The 22,101-nt window shown below is 67.4% G+C and carries 15 protein-coding genes; all 15 read left to right on the plus strand.

The window, feature by feature from the left end; all coding sequences use genetic code 11:
* Positions 1-138 precede the first annotated feature (138 nt).
* The 15 genes from I6N89_RS07895 (at position 139) to I6N89_RS07965 (ending at position 22,081) form a co-directional block, all read left to right on the plus strand.
* Positions 139-3,933, plus strand: coding sequence for a hydantoinase B/oxoprolinase family protein (locus I6N89_RS07895; protein WP_207017708.1), 3,795 nt, complete (start codon positions 139-141; stop codon positions 3,931-3,933).
* Positions 3,934-4,003: 70 nt separating this feature from the next.
* The gene (locus I6N89_RS25745) at positions 4,004-4,681 is read left to right on the plus strand and encodes a helix-turn-helix domain-containing protein (RefSeq protein ID WP_207017709.1); all 678 of its coding nucleotides are present in this window, start codon (positions 4,004-4,006) and stop codon (positions 4,679-4,681) included.
* On the plus strand, positions 4,678-5,175 hold the full coding sequence (locus I6N89_RS07905) for a GAF domain-containing protein (protein WP_207017710.1): 498 nt from the start codon (positions 4,678-4,680) through the stop codon (positions 5,173-5,175). Before I6N89_RS25745 ends, I6N89_RS07905 begins: the two co-directional genes overlap by 4 nt.
* Complete coding sequence (locus tag I6N89_RS07910) at positions 5,172-7,286, plus strand: hydantoinase/oxoprolinase family protein (RefSeq protein WP_207017711.1); 2,115 nt, start codon at positions 5,172-5,174, stop codon at positions 7,284-7,286. Before I6N89_RS07905 ends, I6N89_RS07910 begins: the two co-directional genes overlap by 4 nt.
* Entirely contained in the window at positions 7,286-8,944 is a 1,659-nt protein-coding gene (locus tag I6N89_RS07915; protein WP_207017712.1) for a hydantoinase B/oxoprolinase family protein, read from the plus strand. Before I6N89_RS07910 ends, I6N89_RS07915 begins: the two co-directional genes overlap by 1 nt.
* Positions 8,944-10,047 (plus strand): M24 family metallopeptidase, encoded by a 1,104-nt coding sequence (locus I6N89_RS07920; RefSeq protein WP_207017713.1) that lies wholly within the window; start codon positions 8,944-8,946, stop codon positions 10,045-10,047. Before I6N89_RS07915 ends, I6N89_RS07920 begins: the two co-directional genes overlap by 1 nt.
* A 3-nt stretch (positions 10,048-10,050) precedes the next feature.
* On the plus strand, positions 10,051-11,631 hold the full coding sequence (locus I6N89_RS07925; RefSeq protein ID WP_207017714.1) for a hydantoinase B/oxoprolinase family protein: 1,581 nt from the start codon (positions 10,051-10,053) through the stop codon (positions 11,629-11,631).
* Between the two features lie 40 nt (positions 11,632-11,671).
* Entirely contained in the window at positions 11,672-13,273 is a 1,602-nt protein-coding gene (locus I6N89_RS07930; protein ID WP_207017715.1) for an ABC transporter substrate-binding protein, read from the plus strand.
* A gap of 185 nt (positions 13,274-13,458) precedes the next feature.
* The gene (locus tag I6N89_RS07935; RefSeq protein ID WP_207017716.1) at positions 13,459-14,493 is read left to right on the plus strand and encodes an ABC transporter permease; all 1,035 of its coding nucleotides are present in this window, start codon (positions 13,459-13,461) and stop codon (positions 14,491-14,493) included.
* Positions 14,490-15,338: an ABC transporter permease gene (locus tag I6N89_RS07940; protein WP_207017717.1), complete on the plus strand. Its 849-nt coding sequence runs from the start codon at positions 14,490-14,492 to the stop codon at positions 15,336-15,338. Before I6N89_RS07935 ends, I6N89_RS07940 begins: the two co-directional genes overlap by 4 nt.
* 2 nt (positions 15,339-15,340) lie before the next feature.
* A complete protein-coding gene (locus I6N89_RS07945) occupies positions 15,341-16,228 on the plus strand; it encodes an ABC transporter ATP-binding protein (RefSeq protein WP_207017718.1) in 888 nt (295 codons plus the stop codon).
* Complete coding sequence (locus I6N89_RS07950; protein ID WP_207017719.1) at positions 16,225-17,040, plus strand: ABC transporter ATP-binding protein; 816 nt, start codon at positions 16,225-16,227, stop codon at positions 17,038-17,040. Before I6N89_RS07945 ends, I6N89_RS07950 begins: the two co-directional genes overlap by 4 nt.
* Before the next feature lie 22 nt (positions 17,041-17,062).
* Positions 17,063-19,084, plus strand: coding sequence for a hydantoinase/oxoprolinase family protein (locus I6N89_RS07955; protein ID WP_207017720.1), 2,022 nt, complete (start codon positions 17,063-17,065; stop codon positions 19,082-19,084).
* 3 nt (positions 19,085-19,087) lie between these two features.
* The gene (locus tag I6N89_RS07960; RefSeq protein ID WP_207017721.1) at positions 19,088-20,812 is read left to right on the plus strand and encodes a hydantoinase B/oxoprolinase family protein; all 1,725 of its coding nucleotides are present in this window, start codon (positions 19,088-19,090) and stop codon (positions 20,810-20,812) included.
* Between the two features lie 156 nt (positions 20,813-20,968).
* Positions 20,969-22,081, plus strand: coding sequence for an FAD-dependent oxidoreductase (locus I6N89_RS07965; protein WP_328805858.1), 1,113 nt, complete (start codon positions 20,969-20,971; stop codon positions 22,079-22,081).
* The last annotated feature ends 20 nt before the right edge of the window (positions 22,082-22,101 follow it).

Consider the following 22,101-nt stretch of genomic DNA (forward strand, 5'->3'; position numbering starts at 1 on the left):
TCAGCGCCCACACGGATCTGCCCAAGGAAAAGCCACTGACTCCTGGATCGAAGATCACCGCGCAGCGGCAAAATTGCAGTAATACTAAATTATAGTAATACTAAATTTTGACGACATCGACGGCGAGAGGCACAGGGCATGACGGGCTACAGAGTCGGAATCGATATCGGCGGCACCTTTACGGATCTCTTTCTGAGCGCGCCCGAAGCCGACCGCGCCGCCCTGCACAAGACACTCACGACGCCGGACGATCCGTCGCGCGGCGCGCTCACCGGCCTGACAGAGCTGCTCGCCCGCGAGGGTGTCGCGATGCGCGATCTCGGCGAAATCGTCCACGGCACGACGCTGGTCACCAATGCGGTGATCGAGCGCCACGGCGCCCGTGTCGGCCTGCTGACAACGGCCGGCTTCCGCGACACGCTCGAGATCGGCAATGAACAGCGCTACGACATCTACGACCTCGACCTCGCCTTTCCCGAACCGCTGGTGCCCCGTGACCTGCGCCGCGAAGTGACGGGGCGGATCGACGCCCAGGGCCGGGAGGTGGAACCGCTGGACGAGGCCGGGCTTACCGTCGAGCTGGAGGCGTTGGTGGCCGCGGGCTGCACTGCTATCGCGATCTGCTTCGTCCATTCCTATCGAAACCCCGACCACGAGCTGCGCACCGCCGAGATCGTCAAGGCCGCCTATCCCGGGCTCGCAGTGTCGGTCTCCGCCGCCGTGGTCGGCGAGATCTCCGAATATCCGCGCTTTGTAACGACCTGTGCCAACGCCTTCGTTCAACCGCTGATGGCCGACTATCTGGCCCGGCTGGAAACCGAGCTGGCAGCACAGGGCTTTGCCGGCGCGCTGCGCCTGATGACCTCGGCGGGCGGGCTGGTGCCGGTGGACACCGCCCGCGCCCTACCGATCCGGTTGCTTGAAAGCGGCCCGGCGGGCGGAGCGCTGGCCACCGCCTGGTTTGCCGGTGCGGCGGGCCTTTCTGATGTGCTCAGCTTCGACATGGGCGGCACCACCGCCAAGGCCTGCCTGATCGAGGGCGGTGCACCGCATATCGCCCCCGTGCTGGAGGCCGGGCGCGAACATCGGTTCAAGAACGGCTCCGGCCTCCCGGTGCGCGCGCCCACCGTCGACATGATCGAGATCGGCGCGGGCGGCGGCTCCATCGCCGGCATCGACGCGGTTGGGCTGCTGAAGGTCGGCCCGCGCAGCGCCGGCGCGGCCCCCGGCCCGGCCTGCTACGGGCGCGGCGGCACGGATCCCACCGTCACCGATGCCTCGGTGCTGTTGGGCTACTATGACCCCGAGCGCTTTCTCGGCGGCAAAATGGCGCTGGACCGCGCGGCGGCAGAAACCGCAATGCAGGAAATCGCCCGGCCTCTGGGCTTCTCCACCGTCGAGGCGGCCTGGGGCATTCACCAGACCGTGGCGGAGTCCATGGCCTCGGCGGCGCAGATCCACATGGTGGAAAAGGGCCGCGACCCGCGTGACTACGCGATGATCGGTTTCGGCGGTGCCGGCCCGGCCTTCGCCGCCCGCGTCGCCCGCATCCTCGGGGTGGCCGAGGTGCTGATCCCACCCGCCTCGGGCGCGGCCTCGGCGCTGGGTTTTCTCTCGGCGCCGTTGGCAGTCGATCTGGTGCGCTCGCGCCCGATGCAGATCGGCGAGGCGCTTTCCGGCGGGATCGAGACACTGGCCGCCGAAATGCGGCAGGAGGCGATAGCCGAGCTGACCGCAGCCGGGCTCTCCGAGCAGGCCGTTGGCTGCGACCTGACGCTCGACATGCGGCTTCGGGGGCAGTTGCATGTGGTCTCCGTCCCGCTGCCCGACGGCACGCTGGACACCTCGGCGGAGCCGGTGCTCAGGGCGGCCTTCGAGGCGGTCTATCTCAACCGCTACTCCCGGCGTCCGGCGGAGGCGCCGCTGGAAATCCTCTCCCTTCGCCTGCGCGCCCGGGGCCCTGCGCCGGATCTGTCGGTGGGCACCGCAACGGCCGTTAGCGCCATCGCCGCGCCGCGCAGCCGCGAGGTCTGGACCGGCGCGGCCTGGGAAACCGCCAGCGTCCACCTCCGTGCCGAGCTGACCGAAGGCCAGGAGATCGCCGGCCCCGCCATCGTCGAAGAACCCGAATCCACCACGCTGATCCCCAAGGGCGACAGCGCCGCGCTGGACGGTGCGGGCAACCTTCGCATCCGCATCGGACGCAACACCGAAGCTGCTGTGAGGGTCACCGGCGCGCTGCCGCTGACCGAAGCCAAGGCGCGGCTGGAGGCGGACCCGATCGCGTTAGAGATCATGTGGGCACGGCTCGTCACCGTGACCGAAGATATGTGGCAGACCGTCTGCCGCACCGCGTTTTCGCTGATCATCTCGGAAAGCCAGGATTTCGGCTGCGCACTGCTCGACCCGTCGGGCGAGACCATTGCCCATTCCGCCCGGGTCATGCCGGTCTTTAACATCACCCTGCCCCGCGCCGTGCGCCATATTCTCAAAACCTACCCAGCCGATCAGATGCGCGAGGGCGATGTCTATGTGACCAACGACCCCTGGGAATGCGCCGGGCATCTCTTCGATATCGCGGTGGTCACGCCGGTCTTTGCCGAGGGCCAGGTCGTGGCGCTGGCCGCAACGGTCGGCCATGTCGGCGATATCGGCGGGCTGCGCAACGGTCTGGCGGCGACCGAAGTGTTCGAGGAAGGCTTGCAGATCCCGCCCATGCGGCTGGTGCGGGAGGGCGCGGAGAACGAGGATCTCTTCCGCCTTATGTTCCACAATGTACGCGAGCCGGGCCAGGTGCTGGGCGACGTGCGCTCGCTGATCACCGCCAACGCGCGCGGCGCGGCACAGGTGCGGCGCTTCCTCGCCGAATACGGGCTGCGCGATCTACGCGGGCTGGCCGCCGTGCTTCAGGACCGCTCCGAGGCCGCCATGCGCGCCGAGATACGTGCCCTGCCGGACGGCACCTATCGCTCGACGGTCGATTTCAACCCTCTGGGCCAGCGCATGACCATCCCAATGGCATTGACCGTCAGCGGCGACGAGATCGAGGTGGATTTCGCAGGCGCACCGGCGCAGGTGCCGCTGGGCGGCATCAACTGCACCATGAGCTATACCGAGGCGCATGCAACCTATCCGCTGAAATGCATGCTGACCCCCGGTGTGCGCGGCAATGCCGGCTGCTACCGGCCCTTTACCGTCAAGGCGCCGGCACGCTCGATCCTGAATTGCGATCATCCCGCGCCGGTGAGCCTGCGCACGCGAACCGGCTGGTATTCCTCGCCCAACATCTTCCGTGCCATGGCCGAGACCCTGCCCGGCGCGGTGCGGGCCTATTCCGGCCTGCCCAGCGTGCTGACATTCTGGGGCACCGACCCGGAGGGCAAACCCTATTCCGAGATGCTTTTGATGGGCGGCGGACAGGGCGCGGGACAGCGGCTCGACGGGCGCGGCGCGCTGCTCTGGCCGACCTCGGCGGCCTCCTCCTCGCTGGAACTGCTGGAGCAGCGCCTGCCGATCCTGGTGCAGGAAAAGGGCTTTGTCATCGACAGCGGCGGGCCGGGCGCGGCGCGCGGCGGCCCCGCGACGCGCATCCGCGTGCGCCGGCGCGATGGCGATGGGCAAATGACCTGCCAGGTCGCGCCCGAAGGCGTCGACCTGCCGGTCGCGGGTCTGCATGGCGGCGGCGCCGGACTCAGCGCCCGTGCGACGATCACCAACGCCGAGGGCGTGACCGATTGCGGCACAGGCGGGATCTTTGCGCTGGAGGGGCTTAGCGACGAGATCGAGCTGATCCTCTCCGCCGGCAGCGGCTTCGGCCCGGCGCAAGAGCGCCCGGTGCCGTTGGTCGAGCGCGATGTCCGGCTGGGGCTGGTCTCGCCTGAAGCGGCGGAGAGCGCCTATCAATTGACCGACCGCAAGGAGAAAGCCGCCTGACCGGGCGGTGCCCCTTGACGGAATCGCCCGATCCATCTCAAAAATTTAGTATTACTTAAAAAGGTGCCCTGTGACAGGTGAAACGAAACATGAAACAGGCCGGCCAAGCGGCAAGCCGGAAATCGGCGCCAGGCTGCGCGCCCGGCGCCGCGAGCTGAAACTGACCCTTCAGGACGTCGCGGAACGGGCCGGGCTATCGACCGGCTTCATCAGTCAGGCGGAGCGCGATATCGCCATCCCCTCGCTGACCTCGCTCAACCGGATCTGCACCGTGCTGGGCATCGCCGTGCAGGACGTGCTGCCGGGCTCCGGCCCCGCCCCCGAGGCCACCCGGCGCGACGCCCGGCAGACCCTCAAGCTGAAACAGGAGAGCCCGCAGGCGACCGCCTATGAACGGGTCTCGACCACCTTCCCGGGCTCGGTCCTGAACGGCGTGATCATCCGCGAGGCGCCCGGCTACCGCAGTGAGCCGCAAAGCCATGAGGGCGAGGAAATCTTCTTTGTCCTCGAAGGCGCGCTCACCGTCGAACTCGAAGGCGAGCGGATCGAGCTGGCCGCCGGCGACAGCCTGCATTTCTCCTCTCACCGGCTGCATTCGACCTGGAACCACACCGACCGCGAGGCGGCGGTCCTGCATGTCTGCACCATGGATGTTTTCGGCGACCGCATCGCCGCCGCAGAGGATATCCCCGGCACCCGCGCCGGGCACGAGGCCGCCCTGCTCGAAGCGGCGGAGGAGCGGAAATGACCGCCTGGACCGGATTTGCCGAGGCCGCCGCCGGCGACGATCTCGACGCGCTCTTCGCGGCGCTCTGCGCTCTGGTGCAGGAAGAGATCGGCGCGCAGCTCTTTACCGTCATGACTTTCGATCCGGTCACCCGGCTGGCGAGCCGCACCTGGTCGAACAGGCCCGGAGAATACCCGCCCGGCGGCACCAAGGAGATGCCGCCCACCGACTGGGGCGCGCGGGTGCTGGACCGTCACGAACCCTTTGTCGCGCAGGTGCCCGAGGAATTCGCCCCGCATTTCCCCGATCACGAACTGATCGTCAGTCTCGGCTGCGAAAGCTGCCTCAACCTGCCGGTGGTCGTGGCCGGCGAGGTGCTGGGCACGCTCAACTGCCTCGACGTCGCGTATCACTACACGCCCGAGCGCGTCGCCCGCGCCGCGAGACTGATCGCGCCCGGCGCGCTCTGCCTGATGCTCGAGCGCAAGACCAACCCGGAAAGGACAGCCGCATGACCGAAACGGACCGCAGCCGCACCATCCGCGTCGCCACCGATGTGGGCGGCACCTTCACCGACATGGTCTGTTTCGAAACGGATCTGGAGACCGGCGCAAGCCGCATCACCACCGCCAAATCCGACACCACGCCGCCGGATTTCGAAAAGGGCGTTCTGAACGTGCTGGCAAAGGGCGGGGTCGATCCGGCCACGGTCGATTTCATGGCGCATGGCACCACCGTGGTCATCAACGCGCTGACCGAACGCAAGGGCGTCAAGGTCGGGCTGATCACCACCGAGGGCTTCCGCGACACGCTGGAGATCGCGCGCGGCAACCGGCCCGACTTCTTCAACCTGCATTATGTCAAGCCGGCGCCCTTCGTGAAACGCTACCTCCGGCGCGAGCTGCCCGGGCGAATGAACTACAAGGGCGAGGAGACGCAAGCGCTCGACCTCTCGGACCTTGCCGGGATCCTCGAGGATTTCCGGGCCGACGAGGTGCAGGCGATTGCCGTCTCGCTGCTGCATGCCTATGCCAACCCCGCCCATGAAGAGGCGCTTCTCGACGCGATCCGCGCGCTCTGGCCAGAGGTCTCGGCGGTGGGCTCGCACCAGATCAGCCGCGAGTGGCGGGAATACGAGCGGGGCAATTCCGCGGTGCTCTCGGCCTATGTCCAGCCCGTCGCCGAGCGCTATCTGCGCCGGCTGGAATCCGGACTGACCGAGGGCGGGTTCGGCGGCCAGCTCTATGTAATGCAGTCCAATTGCGGCATCGACAGCCTTGAGGCAACCGCCCGCATCCCGATCACCATGGTCGAAAGCGGCCCGGCGTCGGGCTTCTGGGGCGCCGCCGAGCTCGGCAAGCTGATCGGAGAACCCAATGTGCTGGCGCTCGATATCGGCGGCACCACCGCGAAATGCTCGCTGATCGAGGGCGGCGAGGTCAAGATCATGACCGACTACTGGATCGAGCGCGACCGCACCAGCGCCGGCTATCCGATCATGGTGCCGGTCGTGGATCTGGTCGAGATCGGCAATGGCGGCGGCTCGATCGCCTGGGTCGACGATTTCGGCAAGCTGCATGTGGGGCCGCAATCCGCCGGTGCCGTGCCCGGACCCGCCGCCTATGGCAAGGGCGGCAGCGAGGCGACCACGACCGACGCCAATCTCTGGCTGGGCCGGATCAACCGCGACTATTTCTGCGGCGGCGCGGTCGAGGCGGATATGGAAGCGGCGGGCGCCGCGCTACAGACCGTTGCCGACAGGCTCGGCGTCGACCGCGATCAGGCTGCACAGGGCATCGTGCGTATCGCCAACAACAACATGGTCAACGCGCTGAAACTGGTGTCGCTGAACCGCGGCCACGATCCGCGCGATTTCGTGCTGGTGGCCTTTGGCGGCGGCGGCGCCATGCATGCGGTCGCGCTGGCGCAGGAACTGGGCGTGAAGAAGGTGGTCATCCCCACCGGCGCCTCGGTATTCTCGGCCTGGGGCATGATGATGTCCGACCTGCGCCGCGACTATTTCCTCACCGCGCTCGCCGATCTGGGCGATGGCGCCGCAGCGGCGCTGGAAGCCCGCTTTGCCGAGACCGAAGCGCAGGCCCGCAACCAGTTCGCCGCGGAAGGCGTGGCCGCCGACAAGGTCGCACTCAAGCGCTTCGGCAAGTTCCGCTACCAGAACCAGGAACACACCGTCGAGGTGCCCATCGACGGCGCCGTGACCGAGGACGCGCTCGCCCGCATCGCCGCCGATTTCCACGACGCCTATGAAAAGGAATACACCTATCGCCTGGCCGCGCCGGTCGAGATGGTGGGCCTGCATGTCATCGCCTCCGCCGAGGTCGGCAAGCTGACACCGGTCGAGCAGCCGCTGAGCGACGCGCCGGCCGGCACCGCATCAAAGGGCCGCCGCAGTGTCGACTACGCGATTGAGGGCACTCACGAGGCCGAGATCTATGACGGCGAGAAGCTGCTGCCAGGCATGCGTTTCGACGGGCCGGCCATCGTCGAGGATCCGGGCACGACCATCGTCGTCCATCCCGGCAACAGGGTGGAGGTAGATCGCTGGGGCAATCTGCACATCCTGCTCTCCGTCACCGCCGAGACCCCGACGCTGGAGGCGGTCTGATGGCGCTCGACCCGATCACCAGCGAGATCATCCAGAACTCGCTCCAGGCCGCCGCCGACGAGATGTTCGTGGCGATGAAGAAAACCGCCATGTCCTCGATCATCTACGAGGTTCTGGACATGGGCACCGGCATTCTCGACGCGCAGGGCGAGATCGCCTCCTCCGGCGCCGGCATCCCGGCATTTGTCGGCGTGCTGGACAAGGCGGTCAAGGTCATCGCCGCCAAGTTCCCCGCCGACAAGGTGCGCGAGGGCGATGTCTACGCCACCAACGACCCGTTCTATGGCGGCGTCACACATCTCAACGACATCATCGTCGCCATGCCGGTCTTTGCCGGTGGCAGGCTGATCGCCTGGACCGCCAATATCGCGCATAACTCCGATGTCGGCGGCATGGCGCCCGGCTCGCTGACCGGTGAGGCGACGGAGATCTTTCAGGAAGGCCTGCGCCTGCCCGCCATCCAGCTGATCGAGGCGGGCACACCCATCGCGCCGGTCTTCGAGATCCTCAAGGTCAACAGCCGCATGCCGGACGTGTTGGAGGGCGACGTCTGGGCGGCGATTTCCTCGGTCCGGGTCGGGGCGCGGCGCCTGACCCAGCTGGCCGACAAATACGGGGTCGCGGCGTTCGAACAGGCGCTGTCCGACTTCATGGACCATGGCGAGAAGGTGTCGCGCGCGGCGCTGGCCGAGCTGCCCAAGGGCAGATATGCGCTCGACGAGGAACAGGACGACGGGTCGGTCTTCAACGTGAAGATCGAGATCACCGACGACCGCTTTATCGTCGATCTGCGCGACAACCCAGACCAATCGCCGGGGCCCACGAATTCCTGTCGCGACGGCGTCATGGTCGCGGCACAGATGCTGTTCAAATCGCTCACCGACCCGCGCGGGCTCGCCAATGCGGGCAGTTTCCGGCCCATTGAGCTGCTGACCCGCAAAGGCTCGGTTTTCGACGCGCAGGAACCGGCGGCGATGGGCTTTTACTACGAGCTGGAGCTGCGCGCCTACGATCTCATGTGGCGCTGCCTCGCGCCGCACATGGCCGACCGCCTGGGCGCGGGGCATTTCGCATCCGTCTGCGGCACCTTCATCGGCGGCATCCATCCCGATACCGGACGGCAATATACGATCATCGAGCCACAGGTCGGCGGCTGGGGCGCCGCCGCCGGGCGCGACGGCAACTCGGCGATCTTTTCCTCATTCCATGGCGAGACATACAACTGCCCCGCCGAGATCAACGAGGCGCGGAACGGCGTGATCATCGACCGGATGACGCTGAACACCGCCCCCGGCGGCGAGGGCCGCGAGACCGGCGGGCGCGGTGTGATCATCGACTACCGCACCCGTTCCGAGGCGGGCTATGTCACCGTCGGCTATACCCGCTCGCGTTTTCCTGCCTGGGGTCTGGATGGCGGCCACGCGGGCAGCCCCAACTATGTGCGCTTCATCCCGGCCGAGGGCGAGCCCCGCGAGTTCGCCTTCGTGTCGAACATGAAGACGCGGCCCGGCGACGTGATCCGGGTGATCACCGGCAATGGCGGTGGCCTGGGCGATCCAAAGGACCGCCCAAGCGACAAGGTCGCGGCGGATCTGCGCGACGGGCTCATCAGCGCCGATACGGCGCGCGACATCTACGGATACGAGGGAGAGGCGTGATGCCGAAGGACGTGGTCACCAACCGGATGGAGGCGCTGCGAACCGCGATGATCGCGGAAGGCATCGAGCTGCTGGCGCTCGGCCCCGGACCGCATATGCAATGGCTGCTGGGCTTTCAGCCGCATGCGGACGAGCGTCTGCTGCTGCTGCTCGTCACGCAGCAGAGCGCCGAATTCGCCATGCCCGCGCTGGAGGCCGACAGCGCCAGCCAGCATACCGACCTGCCAATGCATCCCTGGGCCGATGCGGAGGGGCCGGACGATGCACTCGACAGCGCGCTTGCGGCGGTGAATGGGAACGGCGCCATGACCGTAGCGGTCGACGAGGGCATGCGCGCGGATTTCGCGCTGGCCCTGCTCGACCGGCTGCCCGGCGCGCGGCATGTCTTCACCCCCTCGACGCTTGGCCGGCTGCGCATGAAGAAAGACGAGGACGAGCGCGCCCGGCTCAAGGCCAGCGCCCTGCTCGCAGACGAGGCGATGACAGCCGCCTTCGCCGCGATCCGGCCCGGCATGACCGAGAACGCGGTCAAACAGATCGTGGAGGAGCGGTTTGCCAGGGATGGCGCCAGCCTGGAATTCGCGATCATCGGCACCGGCGGCAACGGCGCTTTCCCGCATCACCACACCGGCGACACGGTAATCCAGGCGGGCGACGCTATCGTGATCGACATCGGCGCGCGGCTCGGCGGCATGCCTTCCGACATCACCCGCATGTGCGTCGTCGGCGAAAAGCCCGAGGGCTATGACGAGATCCACGCCATCGTCGAGGGCGCCGTGCAGGCGGCCATGCGCGCGGCGAAACCGGGTGTGACCGCGCGCGAGATCGACGCGGCGGCGCGCAATCACATCGCACAGGCGGGCTATGGCGAGAACTTCCTTCACCGCACCGGCCACGGGCTCGGCATCGAAGTGCATGAACCGCCCTACATGACCGGCTCGTCCGACACGGTGCTGGAGGAGGGAATGGTGTTTTCCATCGAGCCCGGGATCTACCTCACCGGCCGGTTCGGGCTGCGGCTCGAAGAGATTGTCTATCTGACCGCCGACGGCGCCGAGCGCTTCTCGGAACTGCCGCGCGACGTGACCGTGGTCGGAGGCTGAGCGGTGGCCGCCGACCCCTTCACACGCGCGGTCATCCAGGCCGGGCTGACGGCTGCGGCGGACGAGATGTTCGCCGTGCTGAAAAAGACCGCCATGAGCCCGATCATCTACGAGGTGCTCGACGTTGGCACCGGCATCACCGATGCAGAGGGCGAGATCGTCTCCTCGGGCGCCGGCATTCCCGGTTTTGTGGGCGTTCTCGACAAGGCGGTGAAGCGGATCGTGGCACTGCACGGACCGACGGTGAAGGACGGCGATGTCTTTGTGACCAACGATCCCTACTGGGGCGGGGTCACGCATCTCAATGATGTGGTGGTGGCGCAGCCGGTGTTTGTCGAGGGCAAGTTGCTGGCCTGGACCGCCTCCATCGCGCATTGGAACGACGTGGGTGGGATGACGCCCGGTTCGATGCCCGCCGACGCGGTCGAGATCTTTCAGGAAGGGCTGCGCCTGCCCTGTATCCGGCTGTTCGACGGCGGGCGCCGCATCGACGCGGTGTTCGACATCATCGCCACGAATTCCCGCCTGCCCGATTTCGTCATGGGCGATCTCTGGGCGCAGATCTCCGCCGGGCGGCGGGCGGCGAAACCCATTGCCGAGATGGCCGCGACCTACGGCACGGAGAGCTTTCGCGACGCCATCGCAGCGGCCTTTGCCGAGGGCGAGGCCCGTGCCCGCAGCGGGCTCGCCGCGCTGCCCAAAGGACGTTACCCGGTGGCGCAGGAGCAGGACGAGGGCGAGACCTGGCACGCGGTGATCGAGATCACCGACGAGGCCTTCACCGTCGATCTTACCGGAGCGCCCGATCAGAAACGGGGGCCGTTCAACACCTCGCGCGACGGCACGCTCATCGCCTGCCAGCTTATCTTCAAGGTTCTGACGGATCCGGCACTCTACGCCAATGCCGGCTCCTTCCGCCCGCTGAAGGTGATCACCCGGCCCGGCACGATCTTCGAGGCCGAGGCGCCGGCACCGCACGGTTATTACTCGGAGACACGGATCCGCCTCTCGGACATGTTGTGGCAGACCATGGCCCAGGTTCTGCCCGACCGCCTGCCCGCCGGTCATTTTGCCTCGATCTGCGGCACGGTGATCGCCGGGATCCATCCCGATACCGGGCGGCGCTACACGATGGTCGAGCCGCAGATGGGCGGCTGGGGCGCCACCGCCGAGCGCGACGGGCTAGACGCGATGTATTCCACCAATCACGGCGACACGTTCAACTGCCCGGTCGAGATCTGCGAGGCGCGCTATGGCATCGATGTCGGCTGGCGGCAGCTGTCGGAAAGCCCGGCCGGCAAGGGCCTGCACAGCGGCGGGCGCGGCCTCTCGACCTGCTACCGCCCGCGCGGTCGCGCCACGCTTGCCGCCGGCTACAGCCATACCCGCGTGCCGGTCTGGGGCGCCAATGGCGGCGATTGCGGCGGGCGCAACCGCATCGCCATAGAGCGCCGCGACGGCGGCACAGAGGCCTTCGCCTTCGCCTCGGGCATCGTGCTCGAACCCGGCGACGCGCTGCGGATCGACACCGCGAATGGCGGCGGCTGGGGACCGCCCGCCTCCAACAATGAAGAGACCCCATAACAAAACCAACCAACGACGGACCAACAGAGGACGGAAACAGATGACAATGATGACGAGGCTCGGCCTCCTTGCCTGCTCTGCCGCGATGTTCCTCGCGGCCCCCCTTGCCGCACAGGAACGGCCCCTGCGGCTGGACGAAGCCGCCGTCGGCGAAATCGACCCCGCCAAGGGATCGGATTACGCCGATACCGTGCTGGGCGTGAATCTCTACGAAGCGCTGGTCTATCCCAAACAGGGCGGCCCCGGCGTGCAGCCCTGGCTCGCCAGCGATTGGACAATCGACGGGCTCACCTACACCTTCACCCTGCGCGACGGCGCAACATTCGCCGGCGGCAACCCGGTGACCGCCGCCGACGTGGTCTATTCCTATGACCGCCTGATGGCGCTCGGCCAGGGCCCCTCGTCGCTTTTCGAGGGCCGGGTCGAAAGTATCGAAGCCGTCGATGACAGCACCGTTGCCATCACCCTCACCGCACCCTTCGCACCTTTCCTCGCGTCGCTGGTGCAGCTGTCGGTGGTCGACAGCAAACTGGCCATGGAACATCAGGCCGAGGGGGATTTCGGAGAATTCGGCGATTACGCCTCGGCCTGGCTCTCCTCGGCCTCCGCCGGCTCCGGCGCCTATATGACCAGCGAGCACGACCCGCAGATCGAAACCGTGATGGTGCCGAATCCGAACTACACCGGCCAGGCGATGGATCCGCTGGCCCCCGACGAGGTGACCTATCGCTACTCGCTCGAAGCCTCGACCGTGCGCGCGCTGATGTCGCGCGGCGAGCATGACATCTCGTCGCTCTGGCTGCCGCCGGAGGTTCTCAAGGCGATGGAGGCGGACGGTACCGTGCATCTGGCCGCCGAACCGGGCGGCACGGGCGAGTACATCATGCTCAACACCCGCCGCCCACCGCTCGACGACGTGCATTGCCGGCTGGCGCTGACCTATGCCTACGACTACGCCACCACCTTGCAGCTGCTGGCGGTGACCGATGACATGGCACAGGGCATCGCGATGAACGGCGCCCTGCCCTCGGGACTCTACGGTGCCGATCTCGACCGGCCGATGCCCACGCAGGACATGGACAAGGCCCGGGAGGAGCTCGAGCTCTGCCAATATGCGCCGGACGAATATCCGCTCGATCTCGCCTGGATTGCCGAGGTGCCCGCGCGCGAGCGGCTGGCGCTGCTGATGCAGGCGACCTTCACCCAGCTCGGCATGGACGTGAAGGTGACGCGGACGCCCTGGGCGCTGATCACCCAGCAGGTGACCGAACCGGAAACCGCGCCGCACGCCATCGAGATCGCCGTGTCGATCCGCACGCCGGACACGGATTCGCTGATGTACAACATGTACAGTTCGACTGTCCCGCATACCTGGATGTCGGCCTCCTATCTCGCCGATGACGAGGTCGATGGGTATCTCGAAGCCGGTCGCACCGAGACCGACCCCGAAGCGCGGGCAGAGATCTACCGCAATCTGAACGCCCGCCTGCGCGATCTGGCCCCGGCGATCTATGCCTACGAGTTCACCGGCGTCTACGGCATCCGCAACGGCATCGAGGTTCCCAATCTCGAAGAAGAGGGAAAGCTCTATCCGATCTCTGCCTTCTCGATGTTGTTCAAGGACATCCGGGTCACCGACTGACCCTCCGGGCTCCGGGGGGATGCTCCCGGAGCCATCCGACCATCAGGAGAGTTCCATGCGCATTCTGTGGGAGACCCCGGCCGGCGGCGATGCCGAAGAGGCACGCGTAACCGTCATGCCGCGACAGGCTTGCCCGGAGGGGCGCGCGGCGCCGGATACCTGCGACCAAGGGGAGGGCTGATCCAATGTCCCCGGTTCTGCGTCTTCTCCTCCAGCGGCTCGCCATCTCCGTCCTTGTGCTGATCGGCGTGTCGATCCTGATCTTCTTCATCGCCCGCATCGTGCCCGGCGATCCCGCCCGCATCGCGCTCGGCCCCAATGCCTCGCAGGCACAGGTCGATGCGCTGCGTGAGGCGCGGCATCTCAACGACCCCATCGTCGTGCAATATGGCTGGTTCCTGCGCGACATGCTGAACGGCGATCTCGGCACCTCGCTTTATACCAAGCGCCCGGTCACCCAGGATATCGCCACCTATTTCCCCGCGACGCTGGAGCTGGTGCTCTATGCCGGCGCCATGATGATCCTGCTGGGCCTGCCGCTGGGCCGGCTCGCCGCGCGGTTCCAGCGGCGCTGGCCCGACCATCTGGCACGGCTGCTTTCGGTCATCGCGGTCTGTACGCCGGCCTTTGTCTGGGGCGTGATCCTGCAACTGAGCTTTGCCTATATCTGGCCGATCTTCCCGCTCGAGGGGCGGCTGTCGAACGGCGTCGACGCGCCCGCCGCGATCACCGGGTTCTATACGCTCGACGCATTGCTGGCCGGTCAGATCGGCACGTTTTTCGACGCGCTCTATCACCTCATCCTGCCGGCCACGGCGCTGGCGCTCTCGGGCATCGGCCAGACCGCGCGGCTCACACGGTCCTCGATGATCGAGACCTACCGGCAGCCTTTCATCGGCATGGCGCGGGCCTATGGCTTTCGCGAGACCCGGATCTCGCGCCGTTTTGCCTTCTGGCCTTCGCTGATCCCGACGCTGACCATCCTCGGGCTCGATTTCGCCGCGATGCTCGCCAATGCCTTCCTCGTCGAGCGGGTCTTTGTCTGGCCGGGGCTCAGCCGCTACGGGGTCGAGGTGATCCTGCGCAAGGATCTCGACGCCATCGTCGGCGTCGTACTCGTCATCGCGGCGATGTTCCTGATAACCAACCTGATTGTCGATCTGATCGTCTCGATCATCAATCCGCGCATCCGCCTGGCGGAGAGAAAGGCGAAAGCATGAGTGGCAAATCCTCCTCGGTGGCCTGGACCGAATTCCGCTCCAACCCGATCTCGATCCTGGGGCTCGTGCTTGTGGTGTTCTGCATTGCGCTCGCGCTCTTTGCCGATGTCATCACCCCCTACCCCGCCCATGTCGGCCCAATCGGCGATTTCACCGCGATCAACCAGGCGCCCTCGGCGGCGCACTGGTTCGGCACCGACACAATCGGGCGCGATCTTCTGACCCGCATCGTTTACGGTTTCCGCCTGTCGCTGCTGATGGCGGTGCTGGTGCTGTCGATCTCGATGCCGGTGGGGGTGATCCTCGGCCTGTTCGCCGGCTATCTCGGCGGCTGGGTGGAGTTTGTGCTGATGCGGCTCACCGACATCTTCCTCGCGATCCCGCCGTTGGTACTGGCCATGGCGATCATGGGGTTCCTGCCCGCCACGCTGACCAACGCCATGCTTGCGGTGACGGTCATGTGGTGGCCCTGGTATACGCGGCTCGTCTACAACGTCGTCCGCGCCGAGGCGCGCGAGGGCTATGTGCTGGCCGCCGAGGTGATCGGCGCCTCGCCGCTGCATCTGATGTTCCGCGAGATCCTGCCCAATTGCGCCCCCGCCGTGCTGACCAAGCTGACGCTCGATATCGGCTTTGTCGTGCTCATGGTCTCCTCGCTCTCCTTCCTCGGCCTCGGCGTGCAGCCGCCGACGCCCGACCTCGGTTCCATGGTGGCGGACGGGGCGAAATACATGCCCGACGCCTGGTGGCTGTCGATCTTTCCGGCGCTCGCGATCATGATCCTCGTGCTTGGCTTCAACCTGCTGGGCGACGGGCTGCGCGAAGCCTTCGACGCGGAGGTGTGAGCATGTCTTGCGTTCTCAGGATCAAGGATCTCACTCTCGGCTTCCGCAAGGGACGGCAGACCGCGCAGGTGCTGCACGGCGTCTCGCTGCATGTCGCTGCCGGCGAAAAGGTCGCGCTGGTAGGCGAAAGCGGCTCGGGCAAATCGGTGACGGCGCAGCTCGCGCTCGGGCGGCTGCAACAAGAGCGCGGCACACTGACCACCGGCGCCATCGAGGTGGTCGGCCACGACCTCATCGCACGACCCGAGGCCATGGCGCCCGAGCGCGGGCACCGGATGACGATGATCTTTCAGGATCCGACCTCGGCGCTGAACCCGGTCTTTCGCATCGGCGAGATCTTTGCCGAAGTGCTGCGCTCCGGCGGGCGCAGGGTCTCGGAAGCCGCCGCCCGCGAGCGCGCGCTGAAGGCGCTGGCCGAAGTGCATATCCCCGACCCGGCACGCGCGCTCGACAGCTACCCGTTCCAGCTTTCGGGTGGCATGAACCAGCGGGTGATGATCGCCATGGCGCTGGTCAACGAGCCCGAGCTGCTGCTCGCCGACGAGCCGGGCACCGCGCTCGACGTGACGGTGCAGGCCCAGACCCTGCGGCTGATGGACGATCTGGTGACCCAGAAGGGCACGGCGGTGCTGTTCATCTCGCACAACCTCTCGGTTGTGCGAGAGTTTGCCGACCGGGTCTATGTGATCTACCGGGGCCGCATCGTCGAGCATGGCCGTACCGCCCAGCTCTTCGCCGATCCGCGCCACCCCTACACGCAGGCGCTGCTGTCGGCGGCGCCAAAGCTGATCGGCGGCGGGCTGCCCGATCTTCCCGAGCATTCCGACGCCTTCCGCGAGCCGCTGGTCGTGCATGAGGGCTGCGGCGAACCCGGTGAGGTGCCCGCATGAGCGATGTTCTTCTTCGCACCACGCGGCTGAGCAAGATCTTCAAGACCGGCGATCACGAGGTGAAGGCGCTGGACGATGTGGATTTCGACGTGCGGCGCGGCGAATGCCATGCGGTGGTGGGCGAAAGCGGATCGGGCAAATCGACGCTGGCCAATATCATCCTCGGCATCCACCACTCCAGCTTCGGCGAGATGCAGTTCGACGGCAAGCCGCTGCACCAGTACCGCCCCCGCGCGATGAAGCGGCGCATCCAGCTCGTGCAGCAGAACCCGCTATCTTCTCTCAACGGACGGCGGCGGATCGGCAAATCGGTGCGGCTGCCGATGGATGTGCACGGTTTGGGCGAACGCCGCGACCGCGCCCGCAAGGTCGAGGAGCTGCTGGTCGAGGTCGGGCTGGAACCCGAGATGGCGCGGCGCACGCCGGCCTCGCTGTCGGGAGGTCAGCGCCAGCGCGTGGCCATTGCCCGGGCGCTCGCCGCCGAGCCGGACCTGATCGTGCTCGACGAGCCGACCTCGGCGCTAGACGTGCTGGTGCAGGCAAGGGTTCTAAAGCTGCTCGACCGGCTGCGTCGCGACCGCGGGCTGACCTATGTCTTCATCACCCATGACCTCGCGGTGGTCAGGGCCCTGGCCGATCGCATCAGCGTCTTTGCCGAGGGCAAGCGGGTGGAGACCGGCAGCGCCGACGAGATCTTCAGCACGCCGAAGGCGGCCTTCACCCGACAGCTCATCGGCGCGGTGCCGGTGGCCAGCGCCGATGAAGAAGCGATGCGCGACGCGATCCGGGAAACCGGGCGCGCGCCGGGCTGAGAGCAGCAGGAAAGGAACAGAGGTGGCAACGCGCATCGGCGTCGATATCGGCGGCACCTTCACGGATCTGATCTATTACGACGAGACCACCGGCGAAACAGTCGAGGGCAAGGTGCCCACCGTCCCGCACGCGCCGGAGGAAGGCGTGATTCACGCGGTCGAGGCGCATGTTCCCCCCGGTGTGATCGTCGATGCCGCCTATTTCCTGCACGGCACCACGGTCGGGCTGAACGCACTGCTGGAACGGCGCGGCGCCGAGGTCGGCCTGCTCGCCACGCAGGGCTTTCGCGATGTGCTGGAGATCCGGCGCGGCGACCGGGCGGAGATGTATAACCTCTTCTGGCGGCAGCCCCCCGCGCTGGTCCCCCGCCGCCGCAGGCTGGAAGTGCCGGGGCGGATCATGGCGGACGGCTCCGTGTACGTCGCGGTCGACGAGGATGCCGCCCGCACCGCGATCCGGGCGCTGATGCGGTTCGGGGTCGATGCCATCGCCGTGGCGCTGATCAACGCCTGGGCCAATCCCGAGCACGAGCTGCTGGTCGAACGGCTCATCCGCGACGAGGGGTTCGCGGGCGGCATATCGCTCTCGCACCGGATCTCGGGCGAATACCGCGAATACGAGCGCACATCGACCACCGTGATCGACGCCTTTGTCCGCGGGCGGATGTCGAACTATCTGCGCCGGCTCGAACGCCGCCTGCGCGATCTGGGCTTTACCGGCACCGCGCTCATCACCCGGTCGGGCAGCGGCTCGATGAGCTTTGCCGAGGCCGAGGACCGCCCCTTCGAGACCATCATGTCCGGCCCGGTGGGCGGGGCGCATGGCGCCTCGGAATTCGCCCGCAGCCTGGGGATCGACGCGCTGATCACCGCCGATGTGGGCGGCACAAGCTTCGACACCGCGCTGATTCTCGGCGGGGAGCCGCAAGTTCTCTACGAGGGGATGATCGACGGCATGCCGGTGCAGACCGCCTGGGTGGATGTGCGCTCCATCGGCGCGGGCGGCGGGTCGCTCGCGCAGGTGGATCGCGGCGGGCTGATGCGTGTCGGCCCGCAATCGGCCGGCGCGGTGCCCGGCCCGGCCTGTTACGGCAAGGGCGGCACACAGCCCGCCCTCACCGATGCGGCGGCCTATCTGGGCATGCTCGGCCCGGGCGAGCTCGCCTCGGGGATCACGCTGGATATCGGCGCCTCGGAGGCCGCGCTCGCGCGCGTCGCCGAGACCCTGGGCCAGGAGGTCGAAACCGTGGCCACAGGCGTGCTTCGCATCGCCGCCGCCGCAATGGGCGGGGCGATGCGCGAGTTGACCGTGGAACAGGGGCTCGATCCGCGCGGCATGACGCTGCTGCCCTTCGGCGGGGCCGGGCCGCTGATGGCCTGCCTGCTCGCGGAGGATCTCGGTATGAGCCGCATCGTGCTGCCGCCCTTCGCCGGCAATTTCTCGGCCTGGGGCCTGCTGGGCGCCGACCGGGTGCAGTCGGCGAGCCGCACCATGGTCGCCGATCTCGACACCGCCGGGCTGAGCCGCGCTCAGGCGCTGCTCGACGCGCTGCTGGCCGAACTCGAAGCGCGTGGCGCACGGCCCGGCAAGGCCACGGCCGCGGCCCGGCTCGACCTGCGCTACAAGGGGCAGGAGCATTCGCTGTCGGTCGATCTGCCGCTCGACGGCGCGACCATCGCCGACGACACCGATGACATCCGCGCCGCCTTTGCCGCGGAATATCAAAAGACCTTCGGCGGCACGCTGGACGAGCAGATCGAAACAGTGGCCGTTCGCGCCACCTATACCGAGGCTCTCGCCCCTCGCGAGATCCGGGTGCCGGCGCCGCAGCCCGCCCCGGCGGAGACCACGACGATCGAGACACATTCCTTTGCCCTGAACCGCCGCACGGCCTTTGCCATCCTCCCGCGCGGCAGCATCGCGGGAGCGACAACGGGCCCCTGCATCGTGACCGAAACCACCTCGACCCTCTATGTCGATGCCGGCTGGACGATCCGCCCCGGCGGGCAGGGCGAGCTGATCCTGGAGCGCAAGGAGATCTGAGCCATGGAGACCATCCTGCACAAGGCCGGCCAGTCGCGCACCGCGCCCTCCGACCCGGTCGATCCGATCACCACCGAAGTCGTGCGCCATGCGCTGAACTCGGCCGCGAACCAGATGAAACGGGCGCTGGTGCGCACCGCATTCAGCCCGGTGATCTATGAGGTGCTCGACTTTGCCGTAGCGCTCTACGATCGCGACGTGCGGCTGCTCGCCCAGGCGCCCAGCCTGCCGATGTTCATGGGCACACTGAACTTCTGCGTCATCGAGGCGGTCAAAGGCATCGGCGGGGAGGAAAACCTCAATGACGGCGATATCATCATTTACAACTGGCCCTATGGCACCGGCTCACATCCGCAGGATCTGGCCGTGGTGATGCCGGCCTTTCACGAGGGCAAGCTGGTGGGCTATGCCGCGATCAAGGGCCACTGGCTCGATATCGCGGGCAAGGATCCCTACTGCACCGACACGATCGACGTCTTTCAGGAGGGCACGATCTATCCCGGTGTAAAGATCGTCGAGGCGGGCAGGATGGTCGAGCCGATCTACCGGATCATCCTGGCCAATTCCCGGGTGCCCAAGATGATCGCTGGCGACCTGAATGCCGAGATCGTCGGCGTGCGCACCGGCGTGCGCGCGCTTCTCGAAGTCGTCGCGCGCCACGGGCTGGCGGAGTTCGGTCGCGCCGTGGAGGAGATGTTCGACCATGGCGAGCGTGTCGTGCGCACCTATTTCGAGGCGATCCCCGACGGCACCTATTCCGGCTCCGGCGTGATGGACGACAATGGGGTGGAACCGGGGCAGATCCCCTTCGACATCACGGTGATCGTCGAGGGCGACAGCGTGCGGCTGGATTATTCTGCCGCGCCGCCGCAGCAGGCTGGGCCAATCAACTGCCCGGTGCCGTCGACCATCTCCACCAGCCGCGTGGCGATCTCGATGCTGGCGGGCATGGGCGAGGCACCGAACGAAGGCCATTTCCGCGCCATCGAGGTGGTGACCCGGCCCGGCACCATGTTCCACCCCCTGCCGCCCGCGCCGTGCTTTCTCTATGGCTGGCCCGCCGTGCAGGCCATCGAAGCGGTCTATCAGGCGCTCAGCCATGCCGCGCCCGAGATCGTGCCCGCCATGTCCGGTGGCTGCATCTGCTCGCTGGTCCATTGGGGCACGCGCGAAAAGACCGGCGAGCCCTGGGCCGATGGCGCGCCGCATCCGGTGGGACAGGGCGCCTGGAAGGGCCATGACGGCGGCACGATGCTTCATATCGCGGAAAGCGCGACACGGTTCTCGCCGGTGGAGGTCTGGGAAAGCCGCAATCCGTGGCTCGTCGAGTGCATGGAACTGGTGCCCGACAGCGGCGGACCAGGCCAGTGGCGCGGCGGCATGGGCGTGGATTTCGCCTTTCGGATGCTGGAGGACACCTATGTGACGACCTCGGTCGAGCGCACCGAAAACGGCCCCTGGGGTCTGGCAGGCGGCAGCGGCGGGCGGGCCAATGCGGTTCGGATAGAACGCGCCGGCGGCGCCGTTGAAAACCGGCCCAAGGCGACGCGCATCCCCATGCCGAAAGGTGATCTCCTGCGGCTGCGCACCGGCGGCGGCGGCGGTTATGGCGCCCCGGGAGACAGAGCGCCGGAGGCGGTGCTGGCGGATCTCGAAGACGGCTATATCACCGAGGACTACGCCCGCCGCCACCATCCGCATGTGCCGCTGCCGGACCGCAAGTCTTAGGCCTCACCCTCCATACCCGCCGCAGTCCTTTCGCAAAGGGACAGGGCGCCGATCAGCATAACATATCCGTATATCAACTGAACGCATTGATATTTGCGTTATGGCAGCCCGAGCCGCTTAATCCTCGCGACATTTTCCTGCGACGGTGAGAGCAAGGTGACGGATCTGGGCACTTGGGATATCGTGGTGGTCGGCGGCGGACTCGTCGGCACGGCCACGGCGCTCGGCATGGCGCGGGACGGCGCACGGGTGCTCATCCTCGACGCCTCCGACACCAGCTTCCGCGCGAGCCGCGGCAATTTCGGGCTGGTCTGGGCGCAGAGCAAGGGCGCAGACAGCCGCGACTACGCCAGTTGGACCCGCAGCGCCGTCCGCGCCTGGCCCGACCTTCAGGACGAGCTGCGCGACCTCGCCGGCGTCGATACCCATTACGAGACCGGGCTGGGGCTGCATCTCTGCCTCGGCGCGGCGGAATTCGACACCCGCGCCGCCATGATACGTCGTGTCATGGCGCACAATCTGCCGGGCGACGATGTGCGCATGATCGGCCGCGACGAGCTGGCCGCGATCATGCCGGGCATCGGCCCGGAGGTCAGCGGCGCCTCGGTTTCCTCGCTGGACGGCGCCTGTCATTCGCTGGCGCTCTATCGCGGGCTCAGCCTCGCGGCGCAGCAGGCGGGCGCGACGCTGATGTCGAATATCGCCGTGACGGCCATCATCCCCGAGGACGCGGGGTATCGCGTCGAGGCCGAAGGGCTCTGCGCCCGCGCCGGAAAGGTGCTGATCGCGGCGGGGCTGGCGACCAACGATCTCGCCCGGCCCTTCGGCTTTCCCGAGATCGTGCGGCCGCAGAAGGGCCAGATCCTGGTGACCGAGCGCAGCGCCCCTGTGCTGCCGGCGGTGACCTCCGGCCTGCGACAGACCGCCGAGGGCACGATCCTGATCGGCGACACCAAGGAAGAGACCGCCGAAGACCGCTCGACCGGCGCCGGCATGCGCCAGCTCGCCAGCCGCGCGGTGCGGCTGTTCCCGGCCATCGGCGGGCTGCGGATCGTGCGCAGCTGGGCCGCGCTGCGCGTGCTCACCCCGGACGGCCACCCGGTCTATGACGAATCCCCGACACATCCCGGGATCTTCGTGGCCACGACCCATTCCGGCGTGACCCTCGCACCGGCCCACCGGGGGCCGCTCGCGCAGTGGATCATGAACGGGCAGAGGCCCCCGGAATTCGCCAGCTTTACGGCGCAACGCTTTCAACAACCAAACTGAAAAAACCAACAGGACAACAC

This window comes from Salipiger abyssi, assembly GCF_017311415.1.
GTDB lineage: Bacteria > Pseudomonadota > Alphaproteobacteria > Rhodobacterales > Rhodobacteraceae > Salipiger > Salipiger abyssi_A.

What these genes read in the sequence shown, in the direction of transcription:
- I6N89_RS07895 (WP_207017708.1), top strand. Translation starts at nt 139, where the DNA reads ATGACGGGCTACAGAGTCGGAATCGATATCGGCGGCACCTTTACGGAT.
- I6N89_RS07905 (WP_207017710.1), top strand. Translation starts at nt 4,678, where the DNA reads ATGACCGCCTGGACCGGATTTGCCGAGGCCGCCGCCGGCGACGATCTC.
- I6N89_RS07910 (WP_207017711.1), top strand. Translation starts at nt 5,172, where the DNA reads ATGACCGAAACGGACCGCAGCCGCACCATCCGCGTCGCCACCGATGTG.
- I6N89_RS07915 (WP_207017712.1), top strand. Translation starts at nt 7,286, where the DNA reads ATGGCGCTCGACCCGATCACCAGCGAGATCATCCAGAACTCGCTCCAG.
- I6N89_RS07920 (WP_207017713.1), top strand. Translation starts at nt 8,944, where the DNA reads ATGCCGAAGGACGTGGTCACCAACCGGATGGAGGCGCTGCGAACCGCG.
- I6N89_RS07930 (WP_207017715.1), top strand. Translation starts at nt 11,672, where the DNA reads ATGACAATGATGACGAGGCTCGGCCTCCTTGCCTGCTCTGCCGCGATG.
- I6N89_RS07935 (WP_207017716.1), top strand. Translation starts at nt 13,459, where the DNA reads ATGTCCCCGGTTCTGCGTCTTCTCCTCCAGCGGCTCGCCATCTCCGTC.
- I6N89_RS07940 (WP_207017717.1), top strand. Translation starts at nt 14,490, where the DNA reads ATGAGTGGCAAATCCTCCTCGGTGGCCTGGACCGAATTCCGCTCCAAC.
- I6N89_RS07945 (WP_207017718.1), top strand. Translation starts at nt 15,341, where the DNA reads ATGTCTTGCGTTCTCAGGATCAAGGATCTCACTCTCGGCTTCCGCAAG.
- I6N89_RS07950 (WP_207017719.1), top strand. Translation starts at nt 16,225, where the DNA reads ATGAGCGATGTTCTTCTTCGCACCACGCGGCTGAGCAAGATCTTCAAG.
- I6N89_RS07960 (WP_207017721.1), top strand. Translation starts at nt 19,088, where the DNA reads ATGGAGACCATCCTGCACAAGGCCGGCCAGTCGCGCACCGCGCCCTCC.